The following is a 16829-nucleotide window of genomic DNA, read 5'->3' on the forward strand; positions in this document are numbered from 1 at the left end:
TAGAGCCCAGGTCCCGCGAGGTAGAGCCCAGGTTCAGCGAGGGAAGAGACCAGGGCTCTACCTCGGCAGACCAGAGCTCTACCTCGGCGCGGACGGGGCGGACGGGGCGGGCGGGCTCGCCGGGCGGGTCGGGGTGGCGCGGGCGCCCAGGCGGCGGCTCACCTCGGCGGCGGCGCGCCCGACGGCGGCGGCGAGCTCCGCGCGGCGGGCGGGCGGGGCGTCGTCGGACCAGAAGGTGAGGGCGATGCCGGCGACGGGGAGCCCGGTGTGGTCGACGGCCGCGTGCGCGACGGACGCGAGGCCCGGGGTGACCTCGCCGTCCTCCTCGGCCCAGCCGCGCCGTCGGACGCCGCGCAGCACCTCGCGCAGGGCGCCGAGGGTCTGCGGCCCGACGCCGGTGCGGTCGGCGAACGCCGCAGCGCCGGGGAAGAGGGCGCGGACCTGGGCCGCGGGGAGGCCGGCGAGGACGGCGCGCCCGCTCGCGGTGAGGTGCGCGGGGAGGCGCACGTCGACGTCGGTCACGAGCGTGGGGCGGCGCGGCGCGCGCTGCTCGACGAGGTAGAGGACCTCGCGCCCGTTGAGCACGGCGAGGTGCGCGCTCTCGCCCGTCGACTCGACGAGGCGCGCGACGACGGGCCGCGCGAGCCGCGCGAGGGGCGCCTGCCGCGCGTACGCCGACCCGAGCGCGAGCGACGCCGTCCCGAGCCCGTAGCGGTGCTCCTCGGGGAGGTGGGTCACGAACCCCTCGTCGACGAGGACGGACAGCAGGTGGTAGACGGTCGAGCGGGGCAGCCCGAGGCCCTGCGCGACGGCGGCCGCGGGCGACGGGCCCGCCTGCGCGGCGAGGAACGTGAGCACGCGCACGGCCTGGCGCGCGGCGGGGACGTCGCTCGGCATGGAGGCCACGGTAGGCCCGTGGCACGATCGACGCGTGACGACGACGCCCGACGACCAGCGCCTGCGCGACCTCGCGCGCCTGCGACGCGTGCGCGACCGGATCGACCGCGAGTATGCGCAGCCGCTCGACGTCACGGCGCTCGCGGCCGGCGTGCACGTGTCGGCCGGGCACCTCAGCCGCGAGTTCAAGGCGGCGTACGGGGAGTCGGTGTACGCGTACCTCATGACGCGGCGGATCGAGCGCGCCAAGGCGCTGCTGCGTCGCGGCGACCTGAGCGTCACGGACGTGTGCTTCGCGGTGGGGTGCTCGTCCCTGGGGACGTTCAGCACGCGCTTCACCGAGCTCGTCGGCGTGCCGCCGAGCGTGTACCGACGGCGCGCGGCCGAGTCCGACGCCGGGTCCCCGGCTCCCGCGGAGTCGCGGACGGCCGCGGCGGCGGCACCGGGCACCGCGCACGGTGCTGCACCGGGCACCGCGTCGGGCGCCGCGTCCGCCGCCGAGGCGGGCGCCGTCCCCGGCGCGGAGCGGCTGGACGGGCTGCCGGCGTGCGTCGCGCGGCGCGTCACGCGACCGGTCAGGAATCGAGAAGCGCAGGCCGGACGGCGGTCCTAGCGTCGTTCTCATGAACCTCACCATCAACTCCAGCTTCCTGCCCCAGACCGACCCCGACGCGTCGCTCGCGTTCTACCGCGACGTGCTCGGCTTCGAGGTCCGCAACGACGTCGGCTACGAGGGGATGCGGTGGATCACCGTGGGCCCGGCCGACCAGCCGGACACCGCGATCGTGCTGCACCCGCCGGCCGCGACCCCGGGCCTCAACGACGACGACAAGCGCGCCCTCCTGGAGATCGTTGCCAAGGGCGCGTACTTCGGCGTCAACCTCGCGACGCCCGACGTCGACGAGACGTTCGCCCGGATCGAGGCCGCGGGGGCGGAGGTCGTGCAGGAGCCGATCGACCAGCCCTACGGCGTGCGCGACTGCGCGTTCCGCGACCCGGCGGGCAACGAGATCCGCATCCAGCAGCGCTCCTGACCTCCGCCCCGCCGCGGTCCCGCTCCGTCGCCCGGTTCCGCGCCGCCGTCGCGCACGGCGCGATGAGTCCCGACCGCCCGGCCGGTCCTCACCCCCGGGACGTCCACGCACCGCACCCATCCACGCGCCGACCGTCCGGCTCTCCGGCAGACTCTTCCCGGGCTGCCGGGAGCGGGCGGTCGGCGCCGTCGACCGGTCGCCCGACCGCGCGACGAGGCTCGACGACGAGGAGACACGCATGAGCACGGCCACGACGACGGGAACCCCGACCTCGGAGCGCCAGGACCCCGACGCGCACGACGTCATCCGGGTCCAGGGGGCGCGGGCGAACAACCTGCAGGACGTGAGCGTCGAGATCCCGAAGCGGCGTCTCACGGTGTTCACGGGCGTCTCCGGGTCGGGCAAGAGCTCGCTCGTGTTCGACACCGTCGCCGCCGAGTCGCAGCGCCTCATCAACGAGACCTACCCGGCGTTCCTCCAGGGCTTCATGCCCACGCTGGACCGCCCCGACGTCGACGTGCTCGAAGGGCTCACGACGGCGATCGTCGTGGACCAGGAGCGGCTGGGCGCCAACCCGCGCTCCACGGTGGGCACGGTGACCGACGCGAACGCGATCCTGCGGGTGCTGTTCAGCCGGTTCGGCGAGCCGCAGGTCGGCCCGCCCACGGCGTTCTCCTTCAACATCCCCGCGCGCAAGGCGAGCGGCATCATGACGTCGGCCACCGGCGAGAAGACGATCGTCCGCAACGCGATCTACCACGGCGGCATGTGCCCGCGGTGCGAGGGGCGCGGCGCGGTCTCGGACCTCGACCTCACGGAGATCTTCGACGACTCCAAGTCGCTGCGCGACGGCGCGATCAAAATCCCGGGGTACACCGCCGACGGGTGGATGGTGCGCGGGTTCGCCGAGTCGGGGTTCTTCCCGGGCGACCGGCCCATCCGCGAGTTCACCGACCAGCAGATGCAGGACTTCCTCTACAAGGAGCCCACCAAGATCAAGGCGATGGGGATCAACGTCACCTACGAGGGCCTGATCCCCAAGATCCAGAAGTCGATGTTCTCCAAGGACGTCGACTCGCTCCAGCCGCACGTCCGCGCGTTCGTCGAGCGCGCCGCGACGTTCGCGCCGTGCCCCGACTGCGGTGGCACGCGCCTGTCCGAGTCGGCGCGCTCGTCGAAGATCCGCGGCGTGAACATCGCGGACCTGTGCGCGATGCAGATCACCGACCTCGCCGCGTGGATCCGCGACCTGGACGACCCCCACATGGCGCCCGTCGTCAACGCCCTCGGCGAGAACCTGGCGTCGTTCGTCGAGCTCGGGCTGGGCTACCTCAGCCTCGACCGGCCGTCGGGCACGCTGTCGGGCGGCGAGTCGCAGCGCATCAAGATGCTGCGCCACCTCGGGTCGTCGCTCACGGACGTCACCTACGTCTTCGACGAGCCGACCATCGGCCTGCACCCGCACGACATCGACCGCATGAACGGCCTCCTGCTCCAGCTGCGCGACAAGGGCAACACGGTCCTCGTCGTCGAGCACAAGCCGGAGACGATCGTCGTCGCGGACCACGTCGTCGACCTCGGCCCGGGTGCGGGCACGGCGGGCGGCCGGGTGACGTTCGAGGGCACGGTCGAGGGGCTGCGGGCGAGCGACACCGTCACCGGCCGCCACCTCGACGACCGCGCGACGCTCAAGGAGGAGGTGCGCTCGCCGTCGGGCGCGCTGGAGATCCGCGGCGCGGACGCGCACAACCTGCAGGACGTGGACGTCGACATCCCGCTCGGGGTGCTCGTCGTGCTGACCGGGGTGGCCGGGTCGGGCAAGAGCTCGCTCGTCGAGGGGTCGGTGTCGCGGCGCGAGGGCGTCGTGACGATCGACCAGAGCGCGGTGCGGGGGTCGCGCCGCAGCAACCCCGCGACCTACACGGGCCTGCTGGAGCCGATCCGCAAGGCGTTCGCGAAGGCGAACGGCGTCAAGCCCGCCCTGTTCAGCGCGAACTCCGAGGGCGCGTGCCCCGAGTGCAAGGGCGCGGGCGTCATCTACACCGAGCTCGGCTTCATGGAGACCGTCTCGACCCCGTGCGAGGACTGCGGGGGCCGCCGGTTCCAGGCCTCGGTGCTCGACTACACGCTCGGCGGGCTGAACATCGCCGACGTGCTCGACCTCCCGGTCGCGAAGGCGCGCGCGTTCTTCTCGTCCGGCGAGGGCAAGGTGCCGGCCGCCGCGGCGATCCTCGAACGCCTCGACGACGTCGGCCTCGGGTACGTGAGCCTCGGCCAGCCCCTCACGACGCTGTCCGGCGGCGAGCGCCAGCGCCTCAAGCTCGCGACCCACCTCGGCGACAAGGGCGGCGTGATCGTGCTCGACGAGCCGACGACCGGCCTCCACCTCGCCGACGTGCAGAACCTCCTCGGGCTCCTCGACCGGATCGTCGACGCGGGCAAGTCCGTCATCGTCATCGAGCACCACCAGGCGGTCATGGCGCACGCGGACTGGATCATCGACCTCGGCCCCGGCGCCGGGCACGACGGCGGTCGCGTCGTCTTCGAGGGCACCCCGGCCGACCTCGTGGCGGCCCGCTCCACCCTGACGGGCGAGCACCTCGCGGCCTACGTGAACGCCTGACCCGCTGCCACCCCGCCGCCGCCCGACCCTCCCGCCCCCTTCCAGCCCCCACCCGGTGCCGAACAGGTGATCGTGGCGCGTCCCGGGCAGCTGACGCGCCACGACCGCCTGCTCGGCTCGCCGGGATGACCTGGTCAGCGGCGGCGTCGGCGGCGGCGTCGGTAGCTGCGGTAGAGGGCTGGCTGCTGCGGTCGGGGAGGGAACAGGGGGCCTGTCTGGCATCCCAGACCGAACCTGTCGCAGCGGGCTCCCGGCGCGTCGAGGCGCGGTGTGTCCTGGGGGCATGGCAGCGACGACGCACTCCCCGGCCGTCTCCGACCCGGCCCGCGCCGCGCGCGTCGTCGTCGTGGGCGACGGTCCGCTGACGATCGGCGACGTGGTCGACGTCGCGCGGCACGGCGCGCGCGTCCGGCTCGCGGACGCGGCGGTCGAGGCGATGGCGGCGAGCCGCGCCGTCGTCGAAGGGCTCGCGGACGACGACCGCCCGCACTACGGCGTCTCGACCGGGTTCGGGGCGCTCGCGCGGCGCCACATCCCGGTCGAGCGGCGCGCGCAGCTCCAGCTCAGCCTCGTCCGGTCGCACGCGGCGGGGTCGGGGCCGGAGGTCGAGCGCGAGGTCGTGCGGGCGCTCCAGTTCCTGCGGCTCGCGACCCTGGCGACCGGGCGCACCGGGGCGCGCCCCGTCGTCGCGCAGACGTACGCCGCGATGCTCGACGCCGGGATCACCCCGGTGGTGCGGGAGTTCGGCTCGCTCGGGTGCTCGGGCGACCTCGCGCCGCTGGCCCACGTGGCGCTCGCGGCGCTCGGCGAGGGCGAGGTCCGGGACGCGACGGGAGCCGTCGTGCCCGCTGCCGACGCGCTCGCCGCGGCCGGGATCGCGCCGCTCGCGCTGCGCGAGAAGGAGGGCCTCGCGCTCATCAACGGCACGGACGGCATGCTCGGCATGCTGGCGCTCGCGCTGCACGACCTGCGGTCCCTGCTCACGACGGCCGACGTCGCGGCGGCGGCGAGCGTCGAGGCGCTGCTCGGCTCGGACGCGCCGTTCGCGGCCGACCTCGTGGCGATGCGGCCGCACCCCGGCCAGGCGGTGTCGGCCGCGAACCTGCGCGCGCTGCTCGACGGCTCGCCCGTCGTGGCGAGCCACCGCACGCTCGACGCCGACGGCCGGCCCGAGTGCACGCGCGTCCAGGACGCGTACTCGCTGCGGTGCGCGCCCCAGGTGCACGGCGCCGCGCGCGACACGCTCGACCACGCGACCGCCGTCGCGCGCCGGGAGCTCGCGGCGGCGATCGACAACCCGGTCGTCACCGTGGACGGGCGCGTCGAGTCGAACGGCAACTTCCACGGGGCCCCGGTCGCGTACGTGCTCGACTTCCTCGCGATCGCCGCGGCCGACGTCGCGAGCATGAGCGAGCGCCGCACGGACCGGTTCCTCGACAAGGCCCGCAACGAGGGCCTGCCGCCGTTCCTCGCCGACGACCCGGGCGTCGACTCCGGGCTGATGATCGCGCAGTACACGGCGGCGGGGATCGTCTCGGAGCTCAAGCGGCTCGCGGTGCCGTCGAGCGTCGACTCGATCCCGTCGTCGGCCATGCAGGAGGACCACGTGTCCATGGGCTGGGCCGGGGCGCGCAAGCTCCGCCGCGCCGTCGACGGGCTGGGCCGCGTCCTCGCGATCGAGCTGCTCACCGCGACGCGCGCCCTCGACCTCCGCTGCGACGCCGGGTCCCTGCACCCCGCGCGGGGGACCGGCGCCGTGCGCGACCTCGTGCGCACGGCCGCCGCGGGCCCCGGACCGGACCGCTACCTCGCGCCCGAGATCGAGGCCGTGACCCGCCTCGTCGCGACGGGTGCCGTGACCGCGGCGGCGAGCGCCGCCGTCGGGCACCTGGCCTGAGACCCACCCGACCCGAAGGAGCGAGACGACCATGGTCCACGAGCCGACCCACCGCCTCGGCACGCCCGTCCCGGTCCGCGCCCCGCGCGGCACGACCCTCACCGCGCGGTCGTGGCAGACCGAGGCGCCGCTGCGGATGCTCATGAACAACCTCGACCCCGAGGTCGCGGAGCGGCCCGACGACCTCGTCGTCTACGGCGGCACCGGCCGCGCGGCGCGCGACTGGCCGAGCTACCACGCGATCGTCCGCACGCTCACGACGCTCGCGGACGACGAGACGCTCCTCGTGCAGTCGGGCAAGCCGGTCGGGGTGCTGCGGACGCACGAGTGGGCGCCGCGCGTGCTGCTCGCGAACAGCAACCTCGTGGGGGACTGGGCGACGTGGCCCGAGTTCCGGCGGCTCGAGGCGACGGGCCTGACGATGTACGGGCAGATGACGGCGGGGTCGTGGATCTACATCGGCGCGCAGGGCATCCTCCAGGGCACGTACGAGACGCTCGCCGCGGTCGCCGCGAAGCTCGCCGCCCGCCAGGGCGGGCAGGGGCTCAGTGGCGGGACCCTCGCCGGGACGCTCACGCTCACCGGCGGGTGCGGCGGCATGGGCGGCGCGCAGCCGCTCGCGGTGACGCTCAACGGCGGCGCGTGCCTCGTGGTCGACGTCGACCGGTCGCGCCTCGACCGGCGCGTGCGCGAGCGGTACCTCGACGTCGTGGCCGACGACCTCGACGCCGCGGTCCGGCTCGTGGAGGACGCGCGGCGCGAGCGGCGGGCGCTGTCGGTGGGGGTCGAGGGGAACAGCGCGACGGTCGTGCCGGAGCTGCTGCGGCGCGGGGTCGAGGTCGACGTCGTCACGGACCAGACGTCGGCGCACGATCCGCTGTCCTACCTGCCGGTCGGGGTGGACCTCGCGGACTGGGCGGACTACGCCGCCGCGAAGCCCGACGAGCTCACCGACCGCGCGCGCGAGTCCATGGCCCGGCACGTCGAGGGCATGGTCGGGTTCCTCGACGCGGGCGCCGAGGTGTTCGACTACGGCAACTCGATCCGCGACGAGGCGCGCCGCGGCGGGTACGACCGGGCGTTCGACTTCCCGGGGTTCGTGCCCGCGTACATCCGGCCGCTGTTCGCGCAGGGCAAGGGCCCGTTCCGGTGGGCCGCGCTCTCGGGCGACCCGCGCGACATCGCCGCGACCGACGCCGCCGTGCTCGACCTGTTCGACGACGACCACCTCCACCGCTGGATCCGCGCCGCCCAGGAGCGCGTCGCGTTCCAGGGCCTGCCCGCGCGCATCTGCTGGCTCGGGCACGGCGAGCGCGACCGCGCCGGACTGGCGTTCAACGACCTCGTCGCGTCGGGCGCGGTGCGCGCCCCGGTCGTCATCGGCCGCGACCACCTCGACGCCGGGTCGGTCGCGTCCCCGTACCGCGAGACGGAGGCCATGGCCGACGGCTCCGACGCGATCGCCGACTGGCCCCTGCTCAACGCGCTCACGGCCGCGTCGTCGGGCGCGACGTGGGTCTCGATCCACCAGGGCGGTGGCGTCGGCATGGGCCGCTCGATCCACGCGGGCCAGGTGTCCGTCGCGGACGGCACGCCGCTCGCCGCGGCCAAGCTCGCGCGCGTGCTGTCGAACGACCCGGGCCTCGGGGTGCTGCGCCACGTCGACGCCGGGTACGACGACGCGGTCGCCGCCGCCGAGCGCGGCGGGCTCCGCGTCCCCGCGCGGGAGACGCCGTGACGGGACGACGCGCGGCGGGCATGTCCGCGGGGCCCGGGTCGACGCTCGTCACCGGCATCGGCGAGCTGACGACCAACGCCCCGGGCGGCCCCGGCACGCGCGACGGCGACCCGACCGGCCTGGTGACGGACGCCGTCCTGCTGCTCGACGGCGGCCGGGTCGCCTGGGCGGGCCCGGCCCGGGAGGCGCGGGACGCCGTCGGGCACGCGCTGGACGGACGGGAGCCGGACGTGACGGTCGACGCGGGCGGGCGCGCGGTGCTCCCGGGGTTCGTCGACTCGCACACCCACCTCGTGTTCGCGGGCGACCGCGCCGCCGAGTTCGAGGCGCGCATGGCCGGGCGCCCGTACGAGGCGGGCGGCATCCGGTCGACCGTCGCCGCGACGCGCGCCGCGTCCGACGACGTGCTCCGCGCCGGGCTGGCCCGGCACCTCGACGAGGCGGCCCGACAGGGCACGACCACGGTCGAGGTGAAGAGCGGCTACGGCCTCACCGTCGCGGACGAGGAGCGGTCGGTGCGGCTCGCGCGCGAGGTGACGCCCGAGGTGACGTTCCTCGGGGCGCACGTCGTGCCGGTGGAGCACGCGGGCCGGGCCGACGCCTACGTCGACCTCGTGTGCGGGGAGATGCTCGCCGCGTGCGCACCGCACGCCCGGTGGGTCGACGTGTTCTGCGAGACCGGCGCGTTCACGCCCGAGCAGTCCCGCCGCGTGCTCGAGGCCGGGGCCGCCGCCGGGCTCGGCGTGCGCGTGCACGCGAACCAGCTCGGGCCGGGGGAGGGGGTGCGCCTCGCCGTCGGGCTGGGCGCCGCCGCGGTGGACCACTGCACGTACCTCACCGACGACGACGTCGCGGCGCTCGCCGGCTCGTGGACCGACAGCGGGACGCGGCCGAACGGGACGTCGCGAGCCGTCGCCGGGACCGTCGCGACGTCGGGAGCGGGCGCCGGGACCGTCGCGACCCTTCTCCCCGGCGTCGAGTTCTCGACGCGCCAGCCCTACCCCGACGCGCGACGACTCCTCGACGCGGGGGCCGTCGTCGCGCTCGCGAGCGACTGCAACCCCGGGTCGAGCTACACGTCGTCGATGCCGCTGTGCGTGGCGCTCGCGGTCCGCGAGATGCGGATGACCGTCGCCGAGGCCGTGTGGTCCGCGACCGCGGGCGGCGCGCTCGCGCTGCGGCGGGACGACGTCGGGCACCTCGCCCCCGGAGCCCGGGCCGACGTCGTGCTGCTCGACGCCCCGAGTCGCACCCACCTCGCCTACCGCCCCGGCGTCCCCCTGGTCGCGAAGACGTGGAGGTCGGGCCCCCCAGACCCCCACCCCCATCCCCACCCCTGACTCACCCGGCGTCGAACAGGTGGTCCTGGTGCGTCCAGGGCGCGTGTCGTGCCAGGACCACCTGGTGGACCGGCCGGAACCGCCTGCTCGGCGGGGGGGGGGGGGGCTACGTCAGTGCCGGTTCCGGGGTCGGCGGGTGGAGGGTGAGGCCGGCCGCGAGCTCCAGGACGCAAAGGGCGGCGAGGCGGACCGTGCGGCCGTCGGGGGCGTCGGCCGTCGCGTCGACCTCGACGACGTCGGCGGAGCGGAGCCGGCCGTCGAGCGCCGCGGCCCGGACGAGGGCGCGCAGCTCCCACGCCGCGATCCCGCCGGGGACGCTCGCGGGGCAGCCCGGGGCGACGGAGCGGTCGCACACGTCGACGTCCACGTCGAGGTGCACCGGCCCGCCCGCGGCACCCGCGACCTCCATGGCCGCGCGCATCACCTCCTCGGGCCCGCGCCGGCGCAGCTCGTCGACGTGCACGACGGTGATCCCCAGCTCGACGGCGCGGCGCGCGTACTCGGCGGAGTTCGCGAAGTCCGCGATGCCGACCTGCACGACCCGCCGCGGGTCGAGCCCCGCCTCGACCAGACGCCGTACCGGCGACCCGTTGGACACGCCGTCGCGCAGGTCGTGGTGAGCGTCGAGCGTGACGAGGCCCGCGGTGGCGAGGTCGTCGCCCCACGCGCCGAGCGCGGTCGCGACGGTCACGGAGTTGTCGCCGCCCAGCGCGACGAGCAGCCGAGCGCCCTCCAGCGCGGTCCGGGCCGCCGCGCGCGTCCGGGCCTCGCCCTCGGCGCCGTCGGGCTCGTCGACGTCGCCCAGGTCGGCGAACGTGAGCTCGGCGAGGTCGACGGGATCGGCCCGTTCTCCGAGGCCTCGGGCACCGACGCCGGCGACGGGTCGCACGCGGGCGGAGGGGCCGCCGTCGGGCAGCGGGCGGTCGGGGACGAGCGCGGGGCTGTACCGGCGCAGCGCGGCGCGCACCGCGGCGGGTGTCGCGTGGGCGCCGGTCGGCGAGAGCGACGTGCGCCAGGCCGGGACGCCGAGCAGCGCGACGTCGACGGCGTCACCCGTCGGCCCAGGCCAGTCGCCCGCCCGGGGCCACGAGGTGTCGTGCGGGAGGGCCTGCGCGTCGTCGCTCACGGTCTCGACGCTAGCGGCCCGACGGCGTCCCCGCCCCGCGCGGACGGCACCCTAGTCGCGCGCCGCGTGCACGACGGCGACGGGGTGCGTCGCGTGGTGCAGCACCTCCTGGCTCACCGAGCCGAGGAGCATGCCGCGCAGGTCGCCGCGGCCGCGCGAGCCGACGACGGTCAGCGCGGCCCCCGCCGCGGCCTCCCGGAGGGCGACGGACGGCTCGCGGTCGACGACGAACGTCTCGACGAGGACGTCGTCGTGCTCCGCGGTGCGCACGCGCCCGAGCGCGGCCTCGACGGTGCGCGACGCCTCGGCGCGCGCGTCGCGCTCGGCGGCGGTGTAGAACGCGGGGTTCTCCTCCCACAGCGGCCCGGCGGGCAGGCGCCAGGCGCACACCGCGACGACGCGGGAGCGCGTGCGCGCGGCCTCGTCGAGCGCGAACCGGAGCGCGGCGTCGCCGTGCACGGACCCGTCGACGCCGACCACGACGTCGGTCGTGCGCTCCACGTGGTCCACGGACGGCGGCACCACGACGACCGGCACGGGCGCGCGGGCGGCCAGCCGGGTCCCGACGGACCCGAAGAACATCGACCCGACGGACCCGAGCCCGCGCGACCCCACGACGACGAGGTCGGCATCCTTGGCCTCGTCGAGCAGCGCCTCCGAGGGCGGGCCGGAGCGCAGCAGCGTCCGCACGGGCACCGACGCGTCCACGCGCGCGGCGCGCTCGGTGGCGGCCGAGAGGATGGGGCCGGCGATCTCGCCGAGCTCCTCGACGCTCGGGTAGTACGCGCCGCCGACGAACGGCGTCGCGACGACGGGCACGTACGCGACGTGCAGCACGCGCAGCTCCGCGCCCCGACGCGCCGCCTCGTGCACCGCCCAGTCCAGGGCCTTGCCGCTCGTCGTGCTGCCGTCCACACCGACCAGCACGACCTGCTGCGTCGATCCGCTCACCATGACCACCTCGGTCCTGTCGTCCCCTTCGTGGCGGTCGTCCCGCCACCTGCCACACCTCCTGGATACCGCGCGCGGGCGGTCCGCCGCACCCGGCGACCGCCCCCGACGCGCGGGACGCTCGGCACGACCCACCGGGACGAAGGTCCCGCACCCGCGGCGCCACGGGCGGGCGCGCGCGAGAATCCCCCTCCGACCGGCTACGTTGAGGGCATGGGCTCTCCCCACCCGATCCGCGTGTTCCTGCTCGACGACCACGAGGTGGTCCGCCGCGGCGTCGCCGCACTGCTCGAGGCCGCCGGTGACATCACCGTCGTCGGCGAGGCCGGCACCGCCGCCTCCGCGCTCGCCCGCATCAAGGCGACGCGCCCCGACGTCGCGATCCTCGACGTGCGCCTGCCCGACGGCTCGGGCGTCGAGGTATGCCGCGAGGTGCGCTCCGAGCTGCCCGAGGTCGGCTGCCTCATGCTCACGTCCTTCGCCGACGACGAGGCGCTGTTCCAGGCCGTCCTCGCCGGGGCGTCGGGGTACGTGCTCAAGCAGATCCACGGGTCCGACCTCGTCGGCGCGGTCCGCACGGTCGCGGCGGGCGGGTCGCTGCTCGACCCGGCGAGCACCGCGCGCGTGCTGGAGCGCCTGCGCCACGCCGCGGACGAGACGCCGGACCGCCTCGAGGGCCTGTCCCAGCAGGAGCGCCAGATCGTCGCGCTCATCGGCGAGGGCCTGACGAACCGCGAGATCGGCAAGCGCCTCTACCTCGCGGAGAAGACGGTCAAGAACTACGTCTCCCACGTCCTCGCGACGCTCGGCCTGCAGCGCCGCACCCAGGTCGCGGTCCTCGCGACCGAGATGCGCCAGGAGGAGGCGTCCCGCCAGGGCGCCCCGGGCGCGGGCGGTCCCACCGGGGACCGGCAGCACGGTGGCCCGGCGCAGCGTCCCTGACGGCGGGCCCGACCCGCAGGGCGGGACGGGGCCCGAGGGCTCGCCCGCGCACGGACCGGGGGCCGACGCCCACGGACCGGGCGACCGCGCGGCGTCGGGACCTTCGGCACTCCCGGATCTGACACCGCGGCGCGACGATGTGGAGATGGACACAGTCGAGCGGACCGGGACAGGGGCACCGGTGGGGAGCGGGGGGCTCGCGACGGCCGAGCGCCCGCGCGCCTCGGCAGGGCTCGCGGAGCTCACGCCGGAGGAGAGCTACGCGCTCCTCGCGACCGTCCCCGTGGGCAGGATCGTCTACACCGACCACGCGCTGCCGGCGATCCAGCCGGTGAACTTCGTGCTCGACGGCCCGGACGTCGTGTTCCGGACCGCGGAGGGCTCGAAGCTCGCGGTGGCCGCCAGCCGCGCCGTCGTGGCGTTCGAGGTCGACTCGTTCGACGCCGACGCCCGCTCCGGGTGGTCCGTCGTGCTCGTCGGCCGCACGTTCGAGGTCACCGAGCCGGTGGAGCGCGCGCGGCTGCTCTCGCTCCCGCTCGTGACGTTCGTGCCCGGCGTGCGCGACCGCGTCATCAAGGTCGTGCCGCGCATCGTGACCGGCCGGAGGATCCTGCGCTGACCCGCGGCCCGCGCACTACGCTCGACCGGTGACTGCGACGATCGAGGTGCGTGCCGGGACGCCCGCGGACTGGCCCGGCATCTGGCGGGCGCTCGAGCCGGTCTTCCGCGCGGGCGAGACGTACACGTACCCGCGTGACATCACGGAGGCCGACGCCCGGGCCGCGTGGCTCGACGCCCCGGGCGCGCGTGTCCTCGTCGCGGTCCCGGCGGAGGACGGTGCCCGTGGCACCGTGCTCGGCACGGCGAAGTATCTGCCCAACCACCCCGGTGCCGGGGCGCACGTCGCGAACGCGAGCTTCGTCGTCGGGCCCGACGGAGCCGGGCGTGGCGTCGGCCGGGCGCTCGCGCGCGCCGTGCTCGACGGTGCGCGCGCAGACGGCTACCGGGCGATGCAGTTCAACGCGGTCGTGGAGACGAACGAGCGCGCGGTCCGGCTCTGGGAGTCGCTGGGGTTCACGATCCTCGCGACCGTCCCCGAGGCGTTCGACCACCCGGTGCACGGGCTCGTCGGCCTGCACGTCATGCACCGGACGCTCTGAGCACCCGACGCGTCAGCCGAGCGGCACCCACCACTCGAGGCGGGTGCCGCCGTCGGGCCGGGCGGTCGCGGTGCTCGACCCGCCGAGCGCGGCGGCGCGCGCCTGCATGTTCCGCAGGCCGGAGCGCCGGCCGCCGGGCTGGATGCCCACGCCGTCGTCCGTGACGGTGAGGCGCGCCTCGTGCGCGGTCACGGCCAGGTGCACGACGACGCGGCTCGCCTGCGCGTGCCGGGCGACGTTGGTCAGGGCCTCGCCGAGCACGACGACGAGCTGGTCCGCGACCTCGGCCGGCAGGCTGGGGCCGCCGTCGGTCACGCCCGCGCCCGACCCCTCGGCCGCCACCTCGACGTCGACCTCGGGCGCGAACCCGAGCACGGTCGTCGCGGCCTCGGCCTGCGCGCGGAACCGGTCCTCGATCGAGGGCGCGTCCGGGTCCGTGGCCGTGTGCAGCGCGAAGATCGTGGACCGGATCTGCCGGATCGTCTCGTCGAGGTCGGAGACGGTCTCCTCGATGCGCGTGCGCGCGTTCGGGTCGCTGACGAGCGGCTGCACGCTCATGAGCGTCATGGCCGACGCGAAGAGGCGCTGGATGACGACGTCGTGCAGGTCGCGCGCGATCCGGTCGCGGTCCTCCAGCACACCCACCTGCTTCGCCCGGCCGTAGAGCCGCGCGTTCTCGATGGCGACGCCCGCGGCGGCGGCGAGCGCGACCACGGCCGCCTCGTCCTCCGCGGTGAACTCCTCGCACCCGCCCCCGGGGACCTGCTTGTCGGTGAGGTAGAGGTTGCCGAACACCGTGTCGCGCACCCGCACCGGCACGCCGAGGAACGTGTGCATGGGCGGGTGGCCCTCGGGGAAGCCGGCCGAGCGCACGTCGTCGGCGATCTCCGGCACGCGGATGGGCGCCGGGTGGTCGATGAGCTCGCCCAGCAGACCCTCGCCGTGCGGCCAGTGGTCGATCTCGGCGACCTCGTCGTCCGAGAGGCCCAGGGGGATGAACTGCGCGAGGCGCTCGCGCCCCGAGGCGTCGAGCACCCCGAGCGCGCCGTACCGGGCGCCCGTGAGCTCCATCGCCGCGTCGACGATGCGCCGCAGCACCTGCGGCAGGTCGAGGTCGCTCGTCACCGCCACGACGGCGTCCAGCACGCGTTGCCCGGCGCTGGCCGGCAGGTCGGTCGTTCCGCTCACCCGATGCAGTCTCCCAGACCCCGGCGGCCGGGCGGCACCCGTCTCGCCCGGGGTGTGACGTGGGCGACACCGCCGCGCTATCGTGCGTCCACATCTCGGGACGTCCGACGCCGTCCTGCCGCCGGCCGCACGTCGCCGTCGCGCAGGTCCCGGACCACCGGGCCGTCGACGCAGGGGCCGAAGGGACGCGGTGCCGCATGCCGACCACCGACCAGGGCGCGGACGTCGCCCCGCGCTCCGGAGCGCCCGCCGAGGCCGCGGCGAGCGCCCTCGCGGACCTGCGGTCCGCCGTCGGGCACCTGCACCCCGACGACCCGGCCGAGCTCGTCGCGATCGCCGACGACCTGCGCGCGCTCGGCAGCCCGGCCGCCGCGGTCCCGTTCTACGAGGCGGCCGTCGAGCAGGGCGTGCCGGGGGCCGTGTACCGGCTGGGCGTCGCGCACCACGAGGCGGGCGACGCCGTGGAGGCGTTCCGCTGCTTCGAGCTCGCCGGTCTGGCGGGCGACGCGCTGGGGGCGTTCATGGCCGCGCAGGTCGCGGCGGAGCGCGGCGACCTGCACGCGGCCCGCCGCTGGTACGAGCTCGCGCAGGGAGTCGAGGGCGCGGCCGTGCGGCTCGCGCAGGTGCTCGCCGAGCTGGGGGAGCGCGACGCCGCCGAGGACGTCCTCGCGGCGACGTCGGGCGAGAGCTGGGAGGCGGCGGTCGAGCTCGTGCGCAGCGGCGCGCTGACCCCGGACGACGCCGTCGCGCTGCTCGAGGGGTGGGCGGGGTCGGGCGAGGCGCGCGTCGCGGCGGCCCTCGCGGACCTCTACGTGCGCGCGGGCCGCGGGCCGGACGCCGAGGACCTGCTCGAGCAGGCGGCGCTCGCCGGCGAGCCGACCGCGCGCACGAGCCTCGGGGTGCTCCGCCTCCGGGCGGGCCGCGTCGCCGAGGCGATGGCCCTGTGGCACGAGGCGGCCGCCCAGGGCGATCCCCAGGCGGCGGAGCTGCTGGCCCGCTTCGGCTGACGCCGGGGGGCGCACCGGACCGGGCTGCCCAGGCCGGGCACGCAGAAAGGCGCCCGGCGGGCGACCGGCTCCGTCGAGCTGTCGGTCGCCCTGCCGGGCGCGGAGGGCGGGACGTGCGGGTGGTCTCCCCACCGCCCGCACGCCCCTCTTCCCCCGGGAGCGACTCCCTGCAGCGACGGCCTCAGATCGTCGCGCGGTATCGGTCGCCCCGTGGCCCGCCGCACACGGCGGGCGGTCGAACCGTCAGACCAGCCAGGCGTTGCGCTGGACGAACGGGATCCTCTTCCACGTCTTGCCGAGCCCGAGCACGCTGCCCGCCCCGAGGAGCGTGAGAGCGATGATCGTGAGCGACATCGTGATGTGGTCGTCGATGATCGGGTTGGTCACGAGCGGGAGCTCGGCCAGGTACATGAGCAGGAGCAGGAGCGTGCCGCTCACCGCGGCGATCCGCATCCCGATGCCCAGGATCAGGGCGAGCCCGATGCCGAGCAGACCGACCATGAAGAGCACGTCGATGAACGCGTTCCCCGCGAGGCCGCCGAAGAAGCCCGAGAACGTGCCCTCGAGGTTCGACAGGAAGCCGGTGGTCGGGCTGTTCCCGTTGATCCACGACCGCTCGGCGGGGGTGGCGAACCCGAGCCCGAACGTCTTGTCGAGGAAGGCCCAGAGAAAGTAGAACCCGATCGTGATCCGCAGGACGCCGAGCACCACCTGGGTGGGTCGCGTGGCGCGCTCCGCGAGGCTGAGGGTCTCCGGCTCGGTGCCTTCGACCGTGGGGAGCGGCGCGTTGGCGTTCCGCTCGATCGTCCCCTTCATCACTGTCCCCTCTCATCGACCCGTCCGGTGCGGTCGGGCTCCTGAGACCAAGCAAACCCCTGTGAAGGAAGGGTGGACGTCAGGCAAAAGTCGCCGGGCCCGGGGACCTA

At 75.8% G+C, this 16829-nt stretch carries 14 protein-coding genes and 1 pseudogene; 10 read left to right on the forward strand and 5 right to left on the reverse strand.

The features are described from left to right. Window positions 1-78 precede the first annotated feature (78 nt). Window positions 79-897: an IclR family transcriptional regulator gene (locus E1O70_RS01660; protein WP_061267937.1), complete on the reverse strand. Its 819-nt coding sequence runs from the start codon at window positions 895-897 to the stop codon at window positions 79-81. Between E1O70_RS01660 and E1O70_RS20055 the strand changes: the two are divergent. From E1O70_RS20055 to E1O70_RS01690, 6 genes and pseudogenes are all read left to right on the forward strand, one after another. Next, a pseudogene (locus E1O70_RS20055) lies at window positions 896-1294 on the forward strand (helix-turn-helix transcriptional regulator); the annotation flags it as partial. The gene E1O70_RS01660 and the pseudogene E1O70_RS20055 sit on opposite strands and share 2 nt — an antisense overlap. A gap of 226 nt (window positions 1295-1520) precedes the next feature. Then, on the forward strand, window positions 1521-1931 hold the full coding sequence (locus E1O70_RS01670; RefSeq protein WP_031316030.1) for a VOC family protein: 411 nt from the start codon (window positions 1521-1523) through the stop codon (window positions 1929-1931). Window positions 1932-2169: 238 nt separating this feature from the next. Continuing rightward, a complete protein-coding gene (locus E1O70_RS01675) occupies window positions 2170-4554 on the forward strand; it encodes an ATP-binding cassette domain-containing protein (protein ID WP_061267936.1) in 2385 nt (794 codons plus the stop codon). 283 nt (window positions 4555-4837) lie between these two features. Beyond that, window positions 4838-6451 carry a histidine ammonia-lyase gene (gene hutH / locus E1O70_RS01680; protein WP_061267935.1) on the forward strand — a complete coding sequence of 538 codons (1614 nt, stop codon included), beginning with the start codon at window positions 4838-4840 and terminating at the stop codon, window positions 6449-6451. Window positions 6452-6482: 31 nt separating this feature from the next. Beyond that, window positions 6483-8189: a urocanate hydratase gene (locus tag E1O70_RS01685; protein WP_061267934.1), complete on the forward strand. Its 1707-nt coding sequence runs from the start codon at window positions 6483-6485 to the stop codon at window positions 8187-8189. 20 nt (window positions 8190-8209) lie between these two features. Continuing rightward, window positions 8210-9529: an amidohydrolase family protein gene (locus tag E1O70_RS01690; RefSeq protein ID WP_061267933.1), complete on the forward strand. Its 1320-nt coding sequence runs from the start codon at window positions 8210-8212 to the stop codon at window positions 9527-9529. 106 nt (window positions 9530-9635) lie between these two features. On the opposite strand, the gene E1O70_RS01695 is transcribed toward E1O70_RS01690, so the two are convergent. Next, window positions 9636-10655: an arginase family protein gene (locus tag E1O70_RS01695; protein WP_061267932.1), complete on the reverse strand. Its 1020-nt coding sequence runs from the start codon at window positions 10653-10655 to the stop codon at window positions 9636-9638. Between the two features lie 51 nt (window positions 10656-10706). Further along, window positions 10707-11606, reverse strand: coding sequence for a universal stress protein (locus E1O70_RS01700; protein ID WP_167496870.1), 900 nt, complete (start codon window positions 11604-11606; stop codon window positions 10707-10709). A gap of 213 nt (window positions 11607-11819) precedes the next feature. On the opposite strand from E1O70_RS01700, the gene E1O70_RS01705 reads away from it, so the two are divergent. From E1O70_RS01705 to E1O70_RS01715, 3 genes are all read left to right on the forward strand, one after another. Beyond that, the gene (locus E1O70_RS01705; protein ID WP_081599919.1) at window positions 11820-12548 is read left to right on the forward strand and encodes a response regulator; all 729 of its coding nucleotides are present in this window, start codon (window positions 11820-11822) and stop codon (window positions 12546-12548) included. 145 nt (window positions 12549-12693) lie between these two features. Continuing rightward, window positions 12694-13167: a pyridoxamine 5'-phosphate oxidase family protein gene (locus E1O70_RS01710; RefSeq protein ID WP_082774499.1), complete on the forward strand. Its 474-nt coding sequence runs from the start codon at window positions 12694-12696 to the stop codon at window positions 13165-13167. A gap of 28 nt (window positions 13168-13195) precedes the next feature. Further along, window positions 13196-13708, forward strand: coding sequence for a GNAT family N-acetyltransferase (locus tag E1O70_RS01715; protein WP_061267929.1), 513 nt, complete (start codon window positions 13196-13198; stop codon window positions 13706-13708). Window positions 13709-13720: 12 nt separating this feature from the next. On the opposite strand, the gene E1O70_RS01720 is transcribed toward E1O70_RS01715, so the two are convergent. After that, window positions 13721-14896 carry a GAF domain-containing sensor histidine kinase gene (locus E1O70_RS01720; protein ID WP_232322677.1) on the reverse strand — a complete coding sequence of 392 codons (1176 nt, stop codon included), beginning with the start codon at window positions 14894-14896 and terminating at the stop codon, window positions 13721-13723. 197 nt (window positions 14897-15093) lie between these two features. On the opposite strand from E1O70_RS01720, the gene E1O70_RS01725 reads away from it, so the two are divergent. Then, complete coding sequence (locus E1O70_RS01725; RefSeq protein WP_061267928.1) at window positions 15094-15903, forward strand: tetratricopeptide repeat protein; 810 nt, start codon at window positions 15094-15096, stop codon at window positions 15901-15903. Between the two features lie 243 nt (window positions 15904-16146). Here the strand turns inward: E1O70_RS01725 and E1O70_RS01730 are convergent, their stop codons facing one another. Continuing rightward, window positions 16147-16719: a hypothetical protein gene (locus E1O70_RS01730; protein WP_061267927.1), complete on the reverse strand. Its 573-nt coding sequence runs from the start codon at window positions 16717-16719 to the stop codon at window positions 16147-16149. Between the last annotated feature and the right edge of the window lie 110 nt (window positions 16720-16829).

It is taken from the genome of Cellulosimicrobium funkei (assembly GCF_004519295.1).
Lineage (GTDB): Bacteria > Actinomycetota > Actinomycetes > Actinomycetales > Cellulomonadaceae > Cellulosimicrobium > Cellulosimicrobium funkei.

Excerpts from the sequence above, each read along its gene's own strand:
- E1O70_RS01660 (WP_061267937.1), bottom strand. The coding sequence starts at position 897 with ATGCCGAGCGACGTCCCCGCCGCGCGCCAGGCCGTGCGCGTGCTCACG.
- E1O70_RS01690 (WP_061267933.1), top strand. The coding sequence starts at position 8,210 with ATGTCCGCGGGGCCCGGGTCGACGCTCGTCACCGGCATCGGCGAGCTG.
- E1O70_RS01730 (WP_061267927.1), bottom strand. The coding sequence starts at position 16,719 with ATGAAGGGGACGATCGAGCGGAACGCCAACGCGCCGCTCCCCACGGTC.
- E1O70_RS01685 (WP_061267934.1), top strand. The coding sequence starts at position 6,483 with ATGGTCCACGAGCCGACCCACCGCCTCGGCACGCCCGTCCCGGTCCGC.
- E1O70_RS01670 (WP_031316030.1), top strand. The coding sequence starts at position 1,521 with ATGAACCTCACCATCAACTCCAGCTTCCTGCCCCAGACCGACCCCGAC.
- E1O70_RS01710 (WP_082774499.1), top strand. The coding sequence starts at position 12,694 with ATGGACACAGTCGAGCGGACCGGGACAGGGGCACCGGTGGGGAGCGGG.
- E1O70_RS01705 (WP_081599919.1), top strand. The coding sequence starts at position 11,820 with ATGGGCTCTCCCCACCCGATCCGCGTGTTCCTGCTCGACGACCACGAG.
- E1O70_RS01675 (WP_061267936.1), top strand. The coding sequence starts at position 2,170 with ATGAGCACGGCCACGACGACGGGAACCCCGACCTCGGAGCGCCAGGAC.
- hutH (WP_061267935.1), top strand. The coding sequence starts at position 4,838 with ATGGCAGCGACGACGCACTCCCCGGCCGTCTCCGACCCGGCCCGCGCC.
- E1O70_RS01725 (WP_061267928.1), top strand. The coding sequence starts at position 15,094 with ATGCCGACCACCGACCAGGGCGCGGACGTCGCCCCGCGCTCCGGAGCG.